The organism is Photorhabdus namnaonensis, from assembly GCF_001684335.1.
Taxonomy (GTDB): Bacteria; Pseudomonadota; Gammaproteobacteria; order Enterobacterales; family Enterobacteriaceae; genus Photorhabdus; species Photorhabdus namnaonensis.
In genome coordinates, this window is the sequence record NZ_LOIC01000018.1 from 300338 (window position 1) to 316627 (window position 16290).

Sequence of the window (16290 nt, forward strand, 5' to 3'; positions counted from 1 at the left end):
ACATGTCGAACAATTATCATATTGCAGTTTTACCCGGTGATGGTATTGGCCCCGAAGTTATGGCACAAGCCTATAAGATATTGGATGCAATCCGTAAGCGTTTCAATATCCGCATCACCACCAGCGAATATGATGTGGGGGGGATTGCTATCGATCGCCACGGCTGTCCACTACCGGCAAAAACCATAGCAGGTTGTGAACAGGCTGATGCCATATTGTTCGGCTCCGTGGGAGGGCCTAAATGGGAACATTTACCACCAGCAGAGCAACCTGAGCGTGGCGCACTGTTGCCATTACGCAAACATTTCAAATTGTTCAGTAATTTACGCCCTGCCCGCCTATATGCCGGATTAGAGGTATTTTGTCCTTTACGCAGTGATATTGCCGCCAAAGGCTTTGATATTTTATGTGTCCGTGAATTAACCGGCGGTATCTATTTTGGTCAACCCAAAGGACGTGAAGGCCAAGGTAAATATGAACGAGCATTTGATACTGAGATTTATCACCGTTTTGAAATCGAGCGCATTGCCCGTATCGCCTTCGAATCCGCCCGCAAACGTAGTAATAAAGTTACATCTATTGATAAAGCAAATGTGTTGCAGAGTTCCGTATTGTGGCGAGAAGTTGTTACTGAGATTGCAAAAGAGTATCCAGATGTAGAAATCAATCACATGTATATTGATAACGCCACCATGCAGTTAATTAAAGATCCATCTCAGTTTGATGTGATGCTGTGCTCTAATATTTTCGGCGATATCTTATCTGATGAATGCGCTATGATTACCGGTTCAATGGGCATGTTACCTTCCGCCAGCCTGAATGAAAAAGGTTTCGGCCTGTATGAACCCGCAGGCGGTTCCGCACCAGATATTGCCGGCAAAGGTATTGCTAACCCGATAGCCCAAATCCTGTCTGCCGCCTTACTATTGCGTTACAGCTTAGGTCGCAATGACGCCGCAAATGCGATTGAACAGGCGGTTAACTACGCGCTGGAACAGGGCTATCGCACAACAGATTTAGCCGGAAACGGTAAAGCAATTAGTACTGATGAAATGGGCAGCGCTATCGCCCGTTATATAGCCGAGGGTATTTAACATGGCTAAAACTTTATACCAAAAATTATATGACGCCCATATTGTCCGGGAAGTACCGAATGAAACCCCGTTACTCTATATTGATCGTCATCTGGTTCATGAAGTGACCTCGCCGCAAGCTTTCGATGGTTTGCGCACCAAAGGCCGCCCAGTGCACCAGCCAGGTAAAACGTTCGCAACAATGGATCATAACGTATCCACGCAAACAAAAGATATTAACGCCTGTGGCGACATGGCTCGCATTCAAATGCAGGAGTTGATGAAAAACTGCGCCGAATTCGGTATTACATTATATGATCTCAACCACCCTTATCAGGGGATTGTTCATGTCATCGGACCTGAACAGGGTATAACCTTGCCGGGCATGACGATTGTTTGTGGTGATTCCCATACCGCAACGCATGGGGCATTCGGCTCATTAGCTTTCGGCATTGGCACTTCTGAAGTTGAACATGTACTCGCCACCCAAACCCTGAAACAAGCCCGCGCTAAAACGATGAAAATCGAAGTGATGGGTGGTGTCGGTAATGCTATCACCGCCAAAGATATCGTTCTGGCGATCATCGGCAAAACAGGTAGTGCGGGCGGTACCGGGTATGTGGTGGAATTCTGTGGTAAGGCGATTGAAGCACTTAGCATGGAAGGCCGTATGACTTTATGTAACATGGCAATTGAAATGGGAGCTAAAGCTGGTTTGGTCGCACCGGATGAAACAACTTTCGCTTATATGAAAGGCCGCCAGTTCTCACCAAAAGGGGAACTGTGGGAACAAGCTGTTGATTACTGGAAAACATTGAAATCCGATCCTGATGCGCAATATGACACCATTATTACGATTAATGCAGAAGAGATCTCTCCGCAGGTTACATGGGGAACAAATCCTGGACAAGTGATCGCCATTGATCAAGCCATTCCAGCGCCAGAATCTTTTAGTGATCCTGTCGAACGGGCATCTGCTGAAAAAGCACTGGCTTATATGGATTTGAAACCCGGTATTAAGCTAACAGATGTGAAGATCGATAAAGTCTTTATCGGCTCTTGCACCAACTCCCGGATTGAAGATTTACGGGCTGCCGCAGCCATCGCACAAGGCCATAAAGTTGCACCTGGCGTTCAAGCAATCGTTGTTCCCGGATCAGGCCCTGTTCAAGCACAAGCAGAAGCAGAAGGTTTGGATAAAATTTTCATAGCGGCTGGTTTTGAATGGCGCTTACCCGGATGTTCCATGTGTCTGGCAATGAATAATGACCGCCTGCAACCCGGTGAACGCTGCGCTTCTACCAGTAACCGCAACTTTGAAGGGCGCCAGGGACGTGGTGGACGCACCCATTTAGTTAGTCCAGCGATGGCAGCAGCAGCAGCGATTAATGGTCATTTTATCGATATACGCCATCCAGCACAGAAGTCATAAAGGAGAGAATGATGGAAAAGTTTATTCAACATACCGGTTTAGTTGCTCCTTTAGATGCGGCAAACGTCGATACTGACGCCATTATTCCCAAACAATTCTTGCAGAAAGTCACGCGCACAGGATTTGGTCAACATCTGTTTCATGACTGGCGTTTTGTTGATGATGCAGGACAAAAACCCAACCCTGAATTCGTATTAAATCAGCCTTGTTATCAGGGCGCCAGTATCCTTCTGGCTCGTGAAAACTTTGGTTGCGGTTCCTCCCGCGAACATGCGCCTTGGGCACTAACGGATTATGGTTTTAAAGTAGTTATCGCCCCAAGTTTTGCGGATATTTTCTACAGTAACGCTTTCAACAACCAGTTATTGCCAGTAAAACTGAACGATAAAGATGTCAATGAGCTATTTGATTTGGTTCAACAAAACAAAGCTTGTCGTTTTACTGTCGATCTAGAACAACAGAAAGTTCACTCTGGTAATAAAAGCTATGCTTTTGAAATCGATAGTTTCCGGCGTCACTGTATGATGAATGGTCTGGACAGCATCGGCTTGACATTACAACATCTGGACGCCATAACAGCCTACGAGCAGGAACAACCGGTTTTTCTGCGTTAATTTTTCCTTTATTAATTCATCCCGTAGTTTTCTACTACGGGATTTTTCTATCGGTGTCAAAAGCAAGAACAATCCCACCACGTCTATACTCATGCAGGCAATCACTTTTCAGCTGCATACAATGCCTTAACTAATATTTAATCATCCAATATCACATTTAAAAGAAATTAATAGATAAAATAGCGATAGTGGCTGGACAAATCGCCACCAATGCCAGATTATTACTCGTTTTAAGCTAACATGTAAAAAAGAAGCGAGGAATACATAATGTACAATAAGAAAAAAAGCCAGTAAGTTTTCTTACTGGCTGGCAAATCACCATTACTCAAGAAAATTGGGGGAGAAGCCAGATTTCGTCTGGCCTATTGAGCTACTTTCAATATGGATAATTATCGTCTCAATATAAGGAAATAAAAATTGATGAATAATACTCTGGAGTTCCTCTTTTATGCCCAGTTCACGCTTACAACAACAATTCATTCGATTATGGCAACACCATCAAGGAAAAGAGGCTGAAACAACATTACAAGAGCTGGCAAATGTACTGCATTGTTCAAAACGTCATATCCGTTCACTGCTCAACAATATGCAGAAAGCTGGCTGGTTACAGTGGCAGGCAGAGTCCGGTCGAGGGAAACGTTCTCAACTGAATTTCTTACGTGATGGCTGGGAATTCCAGCAACAACGAGCTGAAGAGTTGCTTGAGCAACAGAATGTTGAGAAGCTGGTCCAACTGGTTGGTGATAAAGATACAGTCCGTCATATGGTACTCTCCCAGATTGAACGTCGTTTCCGTCAGGGAAAAAACTTACTGCGAATACTCTATTATCGCCCCTTTCCTAATCTTCTACCCGGTTCACCGTTACGCCGTTCTGAAATTCATCTGGTCAGGCAGATATTTAATAGCTTAACCCGCATAAATGAGGAAAATGGGGAACCAGAAGCTGACTTAGCTCATCATTGGCAACAATTATCCTCAAATCATTGGCGATTTTATCTACGGCCGGCCATCCATTTTCACCACGGCAGAGAATTACAGATGGCGGATGTCATTGCTTCGCTACAAAGATTACGCAACCTGCCTCTTTTTTCTCATATTGAAAAAGTCACCACGCCCACACCCTATGTGATTGATATTTTTCTTTCAGAACCCGATCTCTGGCTCCCTTTATTAATCGGCAGCCCACATGCCATGATCTTGCCTCAAGAGTGGCAGAAGTTACCGAACTTCTCTCGTATGCCCGTGGGAACCGGCCCTTACCAGGTCATAAAAAACAGCGCTCAGAAACTACAAATTCGTGCCTTTGATAATTACTTTGGTTTTCGGGCGCTGATTGATCAGGTGAATATATGGTTTCTACCAGAATTAGCCGAGAAACTGGTTTGTACAACTCTGCATCTGGAAAGTGACAGCACGGGTAATAACTCGTTAGATAGCAGGATAGAAGAGGGCTGTTATTTTCTACTACATGACCACCGTTCAACTAAGTGTAAGAGAGAAGAGGTTCGCCAATGGCTATGCAGCCTGCTAACACCGATAAATCTACTAGCGCACTGTGACCCCTTTTATCAACGCCATTGGTCACCTGCTTATGGTTTATTACTACGCTGGCATCACAGTAAGCTGATATCCGAATTGAACAAACCAGAGGATATTACTCATCTGACCGTCACGCTTTGCCATCAACATCACGAATACCACACAATCAGCCAGATCCTGCAAGCCATACTGGCCAAGTGCGGCGTCGAATTAAAAATCAACATCGTGGATTATGACACATGGTTCAATGGCAACACCGAAAGTGACCTCTGGCTTGCTACCGCCAATTTTTATAACCCTCTGGAGTTTTCGCTGTTCGCTACGCTGTACGAGATGCCATTATTGAAAAAGTGCCTTGGTAATGATTTCAGTAAAGAAGTATCACAATGGCGACAACAAGAGTTATCGCTTGAAGAGTGGTGTGAAAAAATAGTTGATGAACATTGGCTGCATCCACTGTTCCACCACTGGCTTGAGTTACAGGGGCAGAGAAGTATGCGGGGAGTTAAAATGAACACCTTTGGTTGGTTTGATTTCAAATCTGCCTGGTTCAACCCATCTGAAGGGTAATTCACAGAAAAGGCCAGAGTTATGAACATACACAGGTGTACAAACTCGCTTTTATTCACTTTTTCTGTGGATATCTATGTGAAAAAGGCAGGGGTAATTCAGGTATAGCTTTATATTATGAATTATCAATTTATAAACAAAAAATGAAATAGTATTTATTTTTCATTGAAATAGCAGCTATTTACCTCGCTATTTCTCGCGTCAATCACGGTTATAATGAACAACGTTAGTTGATGAGGACAAAAAACAACCAAACATCATGTTATCCACAGGTTATGCTTTTTAGTTAAGCAAAAAACCGCGGTTTTTGTAGAAAAAAGTGTTAGTCAAACCTGTAAATCAAACCAGTGATCTCATTTTTGTCTACTTATCCCATAAAACTGTGGATAACATGGTGTAAGATCCTGTTCATTATTACCGGCAATAGGTGAACAAGAACAGCAGCACATTTTACAATATTTGAAACAGCAATAAAAAATGTTTGTATATCATGCTATTATCACTTTTTAGCTATTGCGTGAAACCTCAGATTTATTATTCACATAAACTAAGGCTGTTTTTTGACCTAAAAAACGGATATCCCAAATGAACACTCTTTTTTCCCCTCCACCACCACCAGACAACGAGCAACAATTGCTTGAATGCGCCCACCTTCTGGCTGGCTTATCAATGGGAGAACTCGCGGCAAAAGCCAATTTGCCTATCCCGCCCAATCTGAAACGAGATAAAGGCTGGGTGGGCATGTTGCTAGAATATTACCTCGGTGCGAGTGCCGGCAGTAAGCCAGAGCAAGATTTCGAACATATCGGTATTGAGCTTAAAACCATCCCCGTGGACAGAAAAGGTTATCCACTGGAGACAACATTTGTCTGCGTCGCGCCATTAACGGGGAACAGTGGTATTACCTGGGAAAGTTGTCATGTCAGACGCAAATTATCGCGGGTGCTGTGGATACCCGTTGAAGGAGAACGGGAAATTTCTTTAGCCAAACGCCGGGTTGGTTCCCCTTTATTATGGAGCCCCAATCAACAAGAGGAAGAGTTACTGCGTCGTGACTGGGAAGAATTGATGGATTTCATCGTGCTTGGCAAAGTAGAGAGCGTTACCGCCCGTCATGGCGAAGTATTACAGTTACGTCCAAAAGCGGCTAACAGCAAAGCATTAACCGAAGCAATCGGAGTACACGGCCAGCCTATTATGACTCTGCCTCGCGGGTTCTATCTGAGGAAAAATTTCACTGCTCCTCTACTGGCCCGTCATTTTCTGATTTAACGTTGAGCTCTGACTGATTTTTACATTGGCATACTTACCTTACATCTAATCGCGCGTATAATTAGATTTTTACCTTAAGGTTTTAATAAGCAATGTTAGAATGGATTGCTGATCCCCAAGCTTGGATGGCACTTGCCACCCTGACAATTCTAGAAATCGTTTTAGGAATTGATAATATTATCTTTTTGTCACTTGTTGTGGCAAAACTCCCTAGCCATCAACAAAATAAAGCACGTAAGATCGGACTAATGGGAGCAATGCTAATGCGCCTGGCGCTGTTAGCATCTATTGCCTGGGTTATTCGACTGACCTACCCGATATTGACAGTTTTTGAGCATGATGTTTCCGCCCGTGATTTAATCCTATTCTTCGGTGGTCTGTTCCTGATCTGGAAAGCCAGCAAAGAAATCCACGAAGCTATCGAAGGTGACAATGAAGGAGAGCTAAAACGTCCTGTTCACTCTTTCTTGGGAGCCATCATCCAGATTATGTTGCTGGATATTATTTTCAGCCTGGATTCAGTCATTACCGCTGTTGGTCTGTCCGATCATCTATTCATTATGATGGCAGCCGTTATCATAGCCGTCGGTGTTATGATGCTCGCCGCTCGTCCTATCGGCGAATTCGTTGATCGTCACCCCTCAGTCAAAATGCTGGCGCTGTCATTCCTAATCCTTGTGGGCTTTACCCTTATTCTGGAAAGCGTACAAGTGCATATACCTAAAGGTTATATCTATTTCGCTATGTTCTTCTCAATGGCGGTAGAAACACTGAATCTCATGCGTGGGAAAAAGAAAAGACATTAGAAATAGCGCTACAATAACGCAAAAAAATATCATTCTTTGATTTAAAAAGTATGCTACTAGCAGATGCCCAGTTCAACATTGCGGCATCTCAATTCTATGCAGCAAAAAATTGCCGGTTATTTCGGCATTTTTTGTTATACTTAGCTAATCTAGCCAAGTATGAGGGCTTTATTATGACTATCCAAGCAAATATGCATGAAGCTAAAAGTAACTTAAGCCAACTAGCTGACAAAGCTGTCAGTGGTGAAGTTATCATCATAGCCAAAGCTGGCAAGCCTTATGTCCAGATTGTACCAATAACCCAACAAAATAGAGTTCCTGGAGGATTCGAAGATCTTATTACCATAGGAGAAGATTTTTTTGATGCAGATCGGGAAATTCAGTCCATGTTTGAAGGTGACAAGTGAAACGTTTGTTGCTTGATACACATGTTTTTATCTGGTGGCTCACCAATAATTCAAAACTGGGGCCAATTACTCGGAATATTTTGTCCAGAGGGGCAAACATTGTTTATGTTAGCGCGGTTACGCCTTGGGAAATATCTATTAAACGCTCCATCGGTAAACTGGACTTCAGAGCCGACTTTGAAATTGCTATGGAGAAGAATAACTTCTTTCCACTACCTATATCCCATTCCCATGCTGAGTACGCAGGGGACTTACCACGCTATCATAGTGATCCTTTTGATAGGATGCTAATTGTTCAATCTCAGATGGAAGGACTGACACTGATTTCAGCCGATAGTATTTTCTCTCAATATGATATTCGGTTAATTGATGCTCGCATGTAAAAATGACAAAGAGCATTCAGAAAAGCATATAAAGGTTACATCAATCAAAATAGCCGAATTTCAAGGGGATAGCTCCACAACTCAGTACGAGCTTATCTCACTATCCCCCAAGTATATTAAGGCTATGCGCTATTTAGCGCTTCTTAGATGCCTGTAAATAGAGCATCTCCAGTGCAATAGTCGCACCTGCCAGAGCCGTAATTTCAGATTGATCATACGCTGGAGCGACTTCCACCACATCCATACCGACAATATTTAGCGGTTGCAAACCACGCAGTAATTTCAGTGCTCGATCGGTTGTCAAACCACCAATGACGGGTGTCCCCGTACCCGGCGCAAAAGCCGGATCAAGACAATCGATATCGAAAGTCAGGTAAACCGGCATATCGCCAACCGTCTCTTTTATCTGAGCAAGCAAATCATCCACACTACGATCATTAACCTGATCAGCATCCAGCACCGTAAAACCATTGTCCCGTCCATGTTCAGTACGAATACCAATTTGTACTGAACGATGCGGGTCGATCAACCCTTCATTTGGCGCATGATAGAACATGGTACCGTGATCAAACTGGCTACCGTTTGGATAGGTATCAGCATGAGCATCAAAATGAACCAGAGCCATTTTGCCGAAATGTTTGGCGTGAGCGCGTAGCAAAGGCAAAGTAATAAAGTGATCGCCACCAAAAGAGAGCATACGCTTACCGGAAGCCAGCACTTTTTCAGCATGAGCCTGCAACTTATCACTCATCTCCTGAGCATCGCCGAAGTTAAAGACTAAATCACCACAATCCACAACGTTAAGACAATTGCGTAATTTAAAATCCCACGGCCAACGGCGGCTTTCCCATGCCAAATTCGTCGAAACCTGACGAATAGCCGCAGGCCCGTGGCGGCTACCTGCACGACCTGATGTTGCCATATCAAATGGCACCCCGGTAATTACCCACTCTGCATCGCTAGAATATGGCTGGAAATTCAACGGAAAGCGCAGGAAACCGAAGGCATTAGAAACCAAAGAATCATCTTGTTGGTTGCCCAAGGTACTTATTGTCATGAGATATATCCTCAAAAGTTTCCTGACAGAACAAAGTTATTTAATACCAGAATACCCATGCCATGACGAAATGGGGTATTTCTGAGACAACCCCATTTTTCTGCATTCTGTATCTGGTTTATATAAATAACGTTATCTGTATACAGGAGGCTTAATTAACACCAGAAGATTATTCATCTTCCAGATATGTGTAGCCGTAAAGACCACTTTCAAATTCCAGTAAAAATTGCTCTTGCAAACCTGTATCCAAATCCGTGCCTTTTACTTGATCACGGAAACGGGCCATCAGTACGTTAGGGTCCAGTTTCACATATTGCAGCATATCAGCGACTGAATCCCCCTCTTCACTTTGGTTATAGGTCACTTCGCCATTATCAAATACATAAACATCAATAGCCGCTGTATCGCCAAACAGGTTATGCATATTACCAAGAATTTCCTGATACGCTCCCACCATAAAGAAACCAATCATTGGCGGACAATCAGGATCATAAGCGGGCATCGGCATTGTCGCCGCTACACCATCACCATCCACATAATGATCAATAATACCATCGGAGTCACAGGTGATATCTAACAACACCGCACGGCGATCCAACGGCTTATCCAGCCCCTCAATGGGTAAAACAGGAAACAACTGGTCGATACCCCATGCATCAGGCATAGACTGGAACAGTGAGAAATTCACATAGAATTTGTCTGCCATACGCTCTTGCAGCTCATCAATAATCGGCCGGTGAGCACGGTTGCTTGGATCAAGATCTTGCTGAATACGGCGACAGATATTTAGATATAACTCTTCCGCCCATGCTCGTTCCGTCAAATCCAGCATGCCATGAGCATATTGTGTATGAACATCATGCAGATCGAGCTGCCCATCATGCAACGATTCACGTAAAGAGCGTCTATTTCCTTCCGAGTGCATCTCCTGCCACGTTTCCCACAAACTAGCGAGCGGACGGGAAGCATCCTCCGCTGGTGGCGTCGTCTGCGTAAATTCATTACGCTCAACCCCGATAACATTGGATACCAAGACAGTATGATGAGCAGTCAGGGCACGACCGGATTCTGTGATAACTGTCGGATGGGGCAAACCATGCTCATCACAAGCATCACCAATACCCCAAATGACATTGTTGGCATATTCATTCAACCCATAGTTCACAGAACAATCAGATTGAGAACGGGTCCCTTCATAATCGACACCTAATCCACCACCAACATCAAAACATTGAATATTTACCCCGAGTTTATGTAATTCGACATAAAAACGCGCTGATTCACGGACGCCTGTTGCAATATCACGGATATTCGCCAACTGCGAGCCAAGGTGAAAATGCAACAATTGCAGACTATCAAGTCGATCCACTGCGCGTAAAGTCTCAACCAATTGCAATACCTGAGTCGCCGCCAGCCCAAACTTCGATTTTTCACCGCCGCTGGCCTGCCATTTGCCTGACCCCTGAGATGCCAAACGTGCACGGACTCCCAAGCGAGGGATCACATTCAATCGTTCAGCCTCCTCCAATACTTGGGCAATCTCAGACATTTTTTCGATCACCAAATAAACCTTGTGACCTAACTTTTCACCTATTAGCGCCAGACGAATATATTCACGATCTTTATATCCATTACACACGATAACGGTACGAGTCATACCCGCATGCGCTAGCACCGCCATTAGCTCTGCTTTGGAGCCAGCCTCAAGCCCTAAAGGTTCGCCGGAACTGGCCAGTGATTCAATAACGCGGCGTTGTTGGTTAACTTTAATGGGATAAACTAAAAAGTAATCGCCTTTATAACCATATGACTCCCTAGCACGTTTAAATGCAGCGTTGATTGAACGCAAACGATGTTGCAGGATTTGAGGGAAACAAAATAGCGCCGGCAAGCGCAAATTCTTCTGCTCCTGCTGAACTCTTTTCACCAATTCCGCAAGATCAATCTTTGCCCCCGGCAAATCAGGATTTGGACACACACTAACATTGCCAAGATCATTGACGTAGTAGTAACTCCCTCCCCAATATGCAATATTGTAAGTCTGTTGCATTTTACGAGCGATATTATCATTCATGGCAGTCTCCTTAAGGGAGTTAGAGTTTTTCACCTTCGCCTGTAATTAATAAATAAACCCAAACACTATACTCTCGCGTGTTGAGAAATATCAGGGAAAAGCATGCTCTCAAGTTGTAAATAAGCGTTTAGTTACTACTAAACAATGACAAAATTACCGAGTGACAATACGCCTGTCCGACATATCCGGCCTGTTTGCAGACAACAGATAACATCGAACTAAAGACATATTGAAAAGAAAGGAAAAAGACGCGGATACATCCGACGACAAGTGTGGCTGTTGGCCATTTGCAATCAGCAGATAATGGTTCATTACCCCATTCACCCCCACACATGACTCATATCTAAGGAGCCATTTCTCGATTGAGAAACAGAAGCTGTTTAGCTTTCTGCGAGTCTGTAGCACAAATCATTCAACTACGGCCGCTGTTTATACTCGCAATTACATAAAATTGCAAAATGAAATTGACAGAAACTGACATATAAACCAAGAAATTATTATTCACCCGATGAAAATTACTCACTGAACTAAAAAAATCTAGCACATGGATAAGAATTACCCTAAAATAGCCATCTAGATGTTAATCCATCCATTTCCAAACTGAAATTATACTTTAAGGTAACGTTATATAATGACCACATACCTTTTCACTTCCGAATCTGTTTCCGAAGGGCATCCTGATAAAATTGCAGACCAAATATCTGATGCCGTTCTTGATGCTATCCTGGAACAAGATCCAAAAGCACGAGTTGCCTGCGAAACCTATGTTAAAACCGGCATGGTCATGGTTGGTGGTGAAATTACCACCAGCGCTTGGGTTGATATTGAAGAAATTACGCGACAAACAGTTCGAGAGATTGGTTATGTTAATTCTGAAATGGGTTTTGATGCGAACTCATGTGCAGTATTAAGCGCCATTGGTAAACAGTCACCGGATATTAACCAAGGTGTTGACCGTGAAGATCCCCTGCAACAAGGTGCTGGCGACCAAGGTCTAATGTTTGGTTATGCAACCAACGAAACTGACGTACTCATGCCCGCGCCTATCACCTATGCACACCGCCTGGTTCAACGTCAAGCCGAAGTTCGAAAAAATGGTGTACTGCCTTGGTTACGTCCCGATGCTAAAAGCCAAGTCACGTTCCAATACAATAACGACAAAATTGTCGGCGTTGACGCGGTTGTACTTTCCACACAGCATGCTGAAAATATTAGCCAGAAAGATCTGCAAGAAGCTGTCATGGAAGAGATCATCAAGCCGGTTCTGCCTGCTGAATGGTTAAATCCAACAACCAAATATTTCATTAACCCAACCGGTCGTTTTGTCATTGGCGGCCCAATGGGTGACTGCGGTCTAACTGGCCGTAAAATTATCGTAGATACTTACGGTGGCATGGCGCGTCATGGTGGTGGAGCATTCTCTGGTAAAGATCCATCCAAAGTTGACCGTTCAGCGGCTTATGCAGCACGCTATGTAGCAAAAAATATTGTTGCCGCTGGTCTGGCTGATCGTTGTGAAATTCAAGTTTCTTACGCTATCGGCGTTGCAGAACCCACGTCCATCATGGTGGAAACATTCGGTACTGAAAAAGTTTCAACAGCAACTCTGACTCTACTGGTACGTGAATTCTTTGATCTACGTCCTTATGGTTTAATTCAGATGCTGGATCTATTACACCCAATCTATCGTGATACTGCCGCTTATGGTCATTTTGGTCGTCCACAGTTCCCGTGGGAAGCTACTGATAAAGCAGAAGCATTGCGTGATGCTGCGGGTTTGAAGCTATCAGCGATGAATATGTAAAAATATAAAAGCCCGGTTTGGATAACTAAGCCAGGCTTTTTTAACATTAGCTGACGACCGAAGAAACCCTAAAAATATTACTATCGGTTGTTCAAGGATTTCTAATAAAATCCACTAATCCTTACCTATTTATTTTCAATACATGAAATCAGCTAGCATTCCAATTCCCTTACAACAAGCCGTTATCAATGCTTTGCGGCAAAAACTGCTACAGGCAAATTCATATCTCAACCGTGATTTCCCTGAACCTACAATAAATTATCGCCAGCGAGGAACTACCGCAGGCAGCGCCTATATAGAAAATTGGGAAATCCGCCTTAATCCAGTGTTATTGATTGAAAACCAACAAGCTTTTATTGATGAAGTTGTGCCTCACGAATTAGCTCATCTATTGGTTTATCGCTACTTTGGGAAAGTGCCGCCACATGGGAAACAGTGGCGTTGGATGATGGAAGCAGTACTGAACGTTCCAGCTAACCGTACACACAAATTTAAAATCGATTCAGTACGTAGTCAAACTTTTACTTATTACTGTAGTTGCCAGCAACATGAACTCACGCTAAGACGCCATAATAAAATTCTGCGAGGAGAAAGTCATTATATCTGTCAAAAATGCGGAGAAAAGCTTATTGTTAAATCAATAGATTCTCTCAACCCTAATTTATAAAGATTTATAACAATAATATATGAACCAACATCCCAAATTCTCTTGACCATAACACGGTTACCCTTTTTCTCCGCACGCTTACGAATCAAGTAGAAATTAAATAGTCTGAGCTCAGTAAAATACATGACTCAGACCTTGATGAACTCATGATTTAAATTATCTAATTTTGGGGAATATAATGCACTGCATCGCCAATGTCCTAAGGGTGAACAACTCATTGCCACCGTTTTAAATTGTGATCCTTGCAAAATATAGCCAAGCAGATATTCTAAATGAATTAAAATAAACTTCTCGAAAAAAGTTAATGAGAAGATACTAAATACCTGAAACTTTTCTGCTGTCTTGAGGAAAGCTGCCGGTATGATAATAGGATTAAAGCAGGGCTATTGCTGCTATTCCTGCTGATATCAGTAATAGGGATTCGATGCGTAAATTCAGTTGACCATATCCAATAATTAACAGTAAGAGCATTACTGCAATTGGCAGTATAGCGAGTCCCAGATTAAGTTTTTTCTTATCATCCATATAAAACAATCACGGTATAAGGTCAATTTATGATGTCTTGAAAACCAGTCTATTGCTGACTGGTAGTAGTGATTGCAGGACTTCTTTTTGGCATTGAAAATCGAAATCAGACACCCACATTGGCAGCAGGTCAGTCTTATTTAAGTGCAAGTGACGATTTAAAAAATCCCACTTAACAGAGCTTGTATTGTAACGATCGATTATCCGGTTGAAATCAGGCAATTTCACTTTGAATTTCCTTTTTATTTAAGGAGTTTTCCGGAGTGATTTTTGCGATACCGAAACCAGTAAAGCCATAAATGAGAGCAAAGAAGACGGCAGCATAGCACTGGATAGCCCAAGGTAGCAGTTCAAGCGTACTGACACCCAATGTAGTCGCCATGTAAATACCGGCAGCAGTCCAAGGGATCAACGGCTCTATGACGGTACAGCCGTCTTCTATTGTTCGTGACAGATTTTTATTATCCAGTCCCATGCGACGATAAGCCCCTTTAAACAGCTCCGCCGGGATGAGGAGAGCCAACTTTCCGTTGCAGGTTGCGCCCGTTACCAGAATAGTTGTTACCAAGGTTGCAGCGATAAGTTGCCCGGTTGTGTGAACAACTTGTAGAAGCCAGTTAATGATGATGGTCAAAGCGCCAGTGAGTGCTAAAGCACCGGCGAACGCAAATGCACAGAACGCAAGCAGGATAGTACTCATCATTGATGACATACCACCCCGATTGAGCAGACAGGAGACATCGCTAACGACTCCAGTGATGTCATGTCCCTGATCAGAGAACATAGAAAGATTGAAACCATCTATCAACACATTAAGGCCCTGTTTAAGGGTGAGCCCTTGGAAACCTATGCCAAGTACAATAGCCAATGCACAGGCCGCAAGCATGACGGGTATCACCGGACGTTTTGTTATTGCTCCCCACAAAACCAGTATCGGTGGCAAAATCAACCATAAATTGAAGTGATACAGGCTTTCAAGAGATTGCACGATTTCTGAGACTTTTTCAGGTGTTGCCACGTTACCGGTTAAGCTTGTGTGACCAGCAATGAAATAAACAATAGCGGCCAAAACAAAACCGGGAATAGTGGTATACATCAAATGTTGAACATGACTGTAAAGATCAGTATCGGCAACGATGGCGGCAAAATTAGTTGAGTCAGATAACGGTGAAATTTTATCGCCGAAATATGCGCCTGAAACAACCGCTCCGGCTGCCGCAGCCAAAGATACATCAAGACCAGCGGCGACTCCCATCAGAGCGACACCAACTGTTCCCGCTGATCCCCATGACGTACCAGTACAAACCGAGATAACACTCGTAATAAAGAAAGCGGCAATCAGTATGTATTGAGGGCTAATCAGTTTTAACCCCCAATACATCATGTAAGGTATAGTTCCGCTGAACATCCAGGTCCCAATTAACCCGCCGACGCAAATCAGTATCATCATCACCGGCATCGCTTTAGCTAGCTTTGCCACAATAGCATCGATAATGTCATTCCAGCGATAGCCTTGCCAATACGCTAGGATAGCTGCTATTCCTGCTGATATCAGTAATAGGGATTCAATGCGTAAATTCAGTTGACCATATCCAATAATCAACAATAAGAGCATTGCTGCAATTGGCAGTATAGCGAGTCCCAGATTAAGTTTTTTCTTATCATCCATATAAAAACTCCAATTTAAGAACCAATCACGGTATAAGGTCAATTTATGACGTCTTGAAAACCAGTCTATTGCTGCCTGGTAGTAGTGATTGCAGGACTTCTTTTGGGTATTGAAAATCGAAATCAGACACCCACATTGGAAGCAGATCAGCCTTATTTAAATGCAAGTGACGATTTAAAAAATCCCACTTAACAGAGCTCGTATTGTAACGTTCGATTATCTGGTTGAAATCAGGCAATTTCACTTTGGATTTCCTTTTTATTTGAGGAGTTTTCCGGCGTGATTTTTGCGATACCGAAACCAGTAAAACCATAAATGAGAGCAAAGAAGACGGCAGCATAGCACTGGATAGCCCAAGGTAGCAGTTCAAGCGTACTGACACCCAATGTAGTCGCCA

The 16290-nt window shown here is 43.3% G+C and carries 14 protein-coding genes and 3 pseudogenes; 10 read left to right on the forward strand and 7 right to left on the reverse strand.

What is annotated here, in order from left to right; translation table 11 throughout:
* Positions 1-2: 2 nt before the first annotated feature.
* The 8 genes from leuB to Phpb_RS03650 all read left to right on the forward strand — a co-directional run bounded on the left by leuB (position 3) and on the right by Phpb_RS03650 (position 8097).
* Entirely contained in the window at positions 3-1094 is a 1092-nt protein-coding gene (gene leuB, locus Phpb_RS03615; RefSeq protein ID WP_036810871.1) for a 3-isopropylmalate dehydrogenase, read from the forward strand.
* 1 nt (position 1095) lies between these two features.
* Positions 1096-2505, forward strand: a complete 1410-nt coding sequence (gene leuC, locus Phpb_RS03620) for a 3-isopropylmalate dehydratase large subunit (RefSeq protein WP_065389201.1) — start codon at positions 1096-1098, stop codon at positions 2503-2505.
* 8 nt (positions 2506-2513) lie between these two features.
* A complete protein-coding gene (leuD, locus tag Phpb_RS03625) occupies positions 2514-3119 on the forward strand; it encodes a 3-isopropylmalate dehydratase small subunit (protein WP_109396537.1) in 606 nt (201 codons plus the stop codon).
* A gap of 448 nt (positions 3120-3567) precedes the next feature.
* The gene (gene sgrR / locus Phpb_RS03630; protein WP_065389203.1) at positions 3568-5229 is read left to right on the forward strand and encodes an HTH-type transcriptional regulator SgrR; all 1662 of its coding nucleotides are present in this window, start codon (positions 3568-3570) and stop codon (positions 5227-5229) included.
* Between the two features lie 585 nt (positions 5230-5814).
* Positions 5815-6501 (forward strand): DNA mismatch repair endonuclease MutH, encoded by a 687-nt coding sequence (gene mutH / locus Phpb_RS03635; RefSeq protein ID WP_065389204.1) that lies wholly within the window; start codon positions 5815-5817, stop codon positions 6499-6501.
* A 92-nt stretch (positions 6502-6593) separates the two neighbouring features.
* Positions 6594-7307, forward strand: coding sequence for a TerC family protein (locus tag Phpb_RS03640; protein ID WP_065389205.1), 714 nt, complete (start codon positions 6594-6596; stop codon positions 7305-7307).
* 173 nt (positions 7308-7480) lie between these two features.
* Entirely contained in the window at positions 7481-7714 is a 234-nt protein-coding gene (locus Phpb_RS03645) for a type II toxin-antitoxin system Phd/YefM family antitoxin (RefSeq protein WP_205634728.1), read from the forward strand.
* On the forward strand, positions 7711-8097 hold the full coding sequence (locus Phpb_RS03650) for a type II toxin-antitoxin system VapC family toxin (protein WP_065389206.1): 387 nt from the start codon (positions 7711-7713) through the stop codon (positions 8095-8097). The genes Phpb_RS03645 and Phpb_RS03650 overlap by 4 nt, the downstream gene beginning before the upstream one ends.
* A gap of 133 nt (positions 8098-8230) precedes the next feature.
* On the opposite strand, the gene speB is transcribed toward Phpb_RS03650, so the two are convergent.
* Both speB and speA read right to left on the reverse strand, forming a co-directional pair.
* A complete protein-coding gene (speB, locus tag Phpb_RS03655) occupies positions 8231-9154 on the reverse strand; it encodes an agmatinase (RefSeq protein WP_065389207.1) in 924 nt (307 codons plus the stop codon).
* A 169-nt stretch (positions 9155-9323) separates the two neighbouring features.
* Entirely contained in the window at positions 9324-11228 is a 1905-nt protein-coding gene (speA, locus tag Phpb_RS03660) for a biosynthetic arginine decarboxylase (protein WP_065389208.1), read from the reverse strand.
* A 631-nt stretch (positions 11229-11859) separates the two neighbouring features.
* On the opposite strand from speA, the gene metK reads away from it, so the two are divergent.
* Both metK and Phpb_RS03670 read left to right on the forward strand, forming a co-directional pair.
* Positions 11860-13032, forward strand: a complete 1173-nt coding sequence (gene metK / locus Phpb_RS03665; protein ID WP_036810890.1) for a methionine adenosyltransferase — start codon at positions 11860-11862, stop codon at positions 13030-13032.
* A 142-nt stretch (positions 13033-13174) separates the two neighbouring features.
* A complete protein-coding gene (locus Phpb_RS03670; protein ID WP_065389209.1) occupies positions 13175-13699 on the forward strand; it encodes a SprT family zinc-dependent metalloprotease in 525 nt (174 codons plus the stop codon).
* A 372-nt stretch (positions 13700-14071) separates the two neighbouring features.
* Here Phpb_RS03670 and Phpb_RS25855 read toward each other — a convergent pair whose 3' ends face one another.
* The 5 genes and pseudogenes from Phpb_RS25855 to Phpb_RS26515 all read right to left on the reverse strand — a co-directional run.
* Positions 14072-14224, reverse strand: a complete 153-nt coding sequence (locus Phpb_RS25855) for a hypothetical protein (protein ID WP_165603266.1) — start codon at positions 14222-14224, stop codon at positions 14072-14074.
* A 90-nt stretch (positions 14225-14314) separates the two neighbouring features.
* Positions 14315-14452: pseudogene (locus tag Phpb_RS27485) on the reverse strand (aminotransferase); the annotation flags it as partial.
* Positions 14439-15893, reverse strand: a complete 1455-nt coding sequence (gene nhaC, locus Phpb_RS03675) for a Na+/H+ antiporter NhaC (protein ID WP_065389210.1) — start codon at positions 15891-15893, stop codon at positions 14439-14441. The pseudogene Phpb_RS27485 and the gene nhaC, both read right to left, overlap by 14 nt.
* 18 nt (positions 15894-15911) lie before the next feature.
* Positions 15912-16137: pseudogene (locus tag Phpb_RS27490) on the reverse strand (aminotransferase); the annotation flags it as partial.
* Positions 16124-16290: pseudogene (locus Phpb_RS26515) on the reverse strand (Na+/H+ antiporter NhaC); the annotation flags it as partial. The pseudogenes Phpb_RS27490 and Phpb_RS26515, both read right to left, overlap by 14 nt.

Coding starts and splice junctions, on each gene's coding strand:
- speA (WP_065389208.1), bottom strand. CDS start 11,228: ATGAATGATAATATCGCTCGTAAAATGCAACAGACTTACAATATTGCA.
- nhaC (WP_065389210.1), bottom strand. CDS start 15,893: ATGGATGATAAGAAAAAACTTAATCTGGGACTCGCTATACTGCCAATT.
- leuD (WP_109396537.1), top strand. CDS start 2,514: ATGATGGAAAAGTTTATTCAACATACCGGTTTAGTTGCTCCTTTAGAT.
- Phpb_RS03645 (WP_205634728.1), top strand. CDS start 7,481: ATGACTATCCAAGCAAATATGCATGAAGCTAAAAGTAACTTAAGCCAA.
- metK (WP_036810890.1), top strand. CDS start 11,860: ATGACCACATACCTTTTCACTTCCGAATCTGTTTCCGAAGGGCATCCT.
- leuC (WP_065389201.1), top strand. CDS start 1,096: ATGGCTAAAACTTTATACCAAAAATTATATGACGCCCATATTGTCCGG.
- Phpb_RS03670 (WP_065389209.1), top strand. CDS start 13,175: ATGAAATCAGCTAGCATTCCAATTCCCTTACAACAAGCCGTTATCAAT.
- sgrR (WP_065389203.1), top strand. CDS start 3,568: ATGCCCAGTTCACGCTTACAACAACAATTCATTCGATTATGGCAACAC.
- leuB (WP_036810871.1), top strand. CDS start 3: ATGTCGAACAATTATCATATTGCAGTTTTACCCGGTGATGGTATTGGC.
- Phpb_RS03640 (WP_065389205.1), top strand. CDS start 6,594: ATGTTAGAATGGATTGCTGATCCCCAAGCTTGGATGGCACTTGCCACC.
- speB (WP_065389207.1), bottom strand. CDS start 9,154: ATGACAATAAGTACCTTGGGCAACCAACAAGATGATTCTTTGGTTTCT.
- mutH (WP_065389204.1), top strand. CDS start 5,815: ATGAACACTCTTTTTTCCCCTCCACCACCACCAGACAACGAGCAACAA.
- Phpb_RS25855 (WP_165603266.1), bottom strand. CDS start 14,224: ATGGATGATAAGAAAAAACTTAATCTGGGACTCGCTATACTGCCAATT.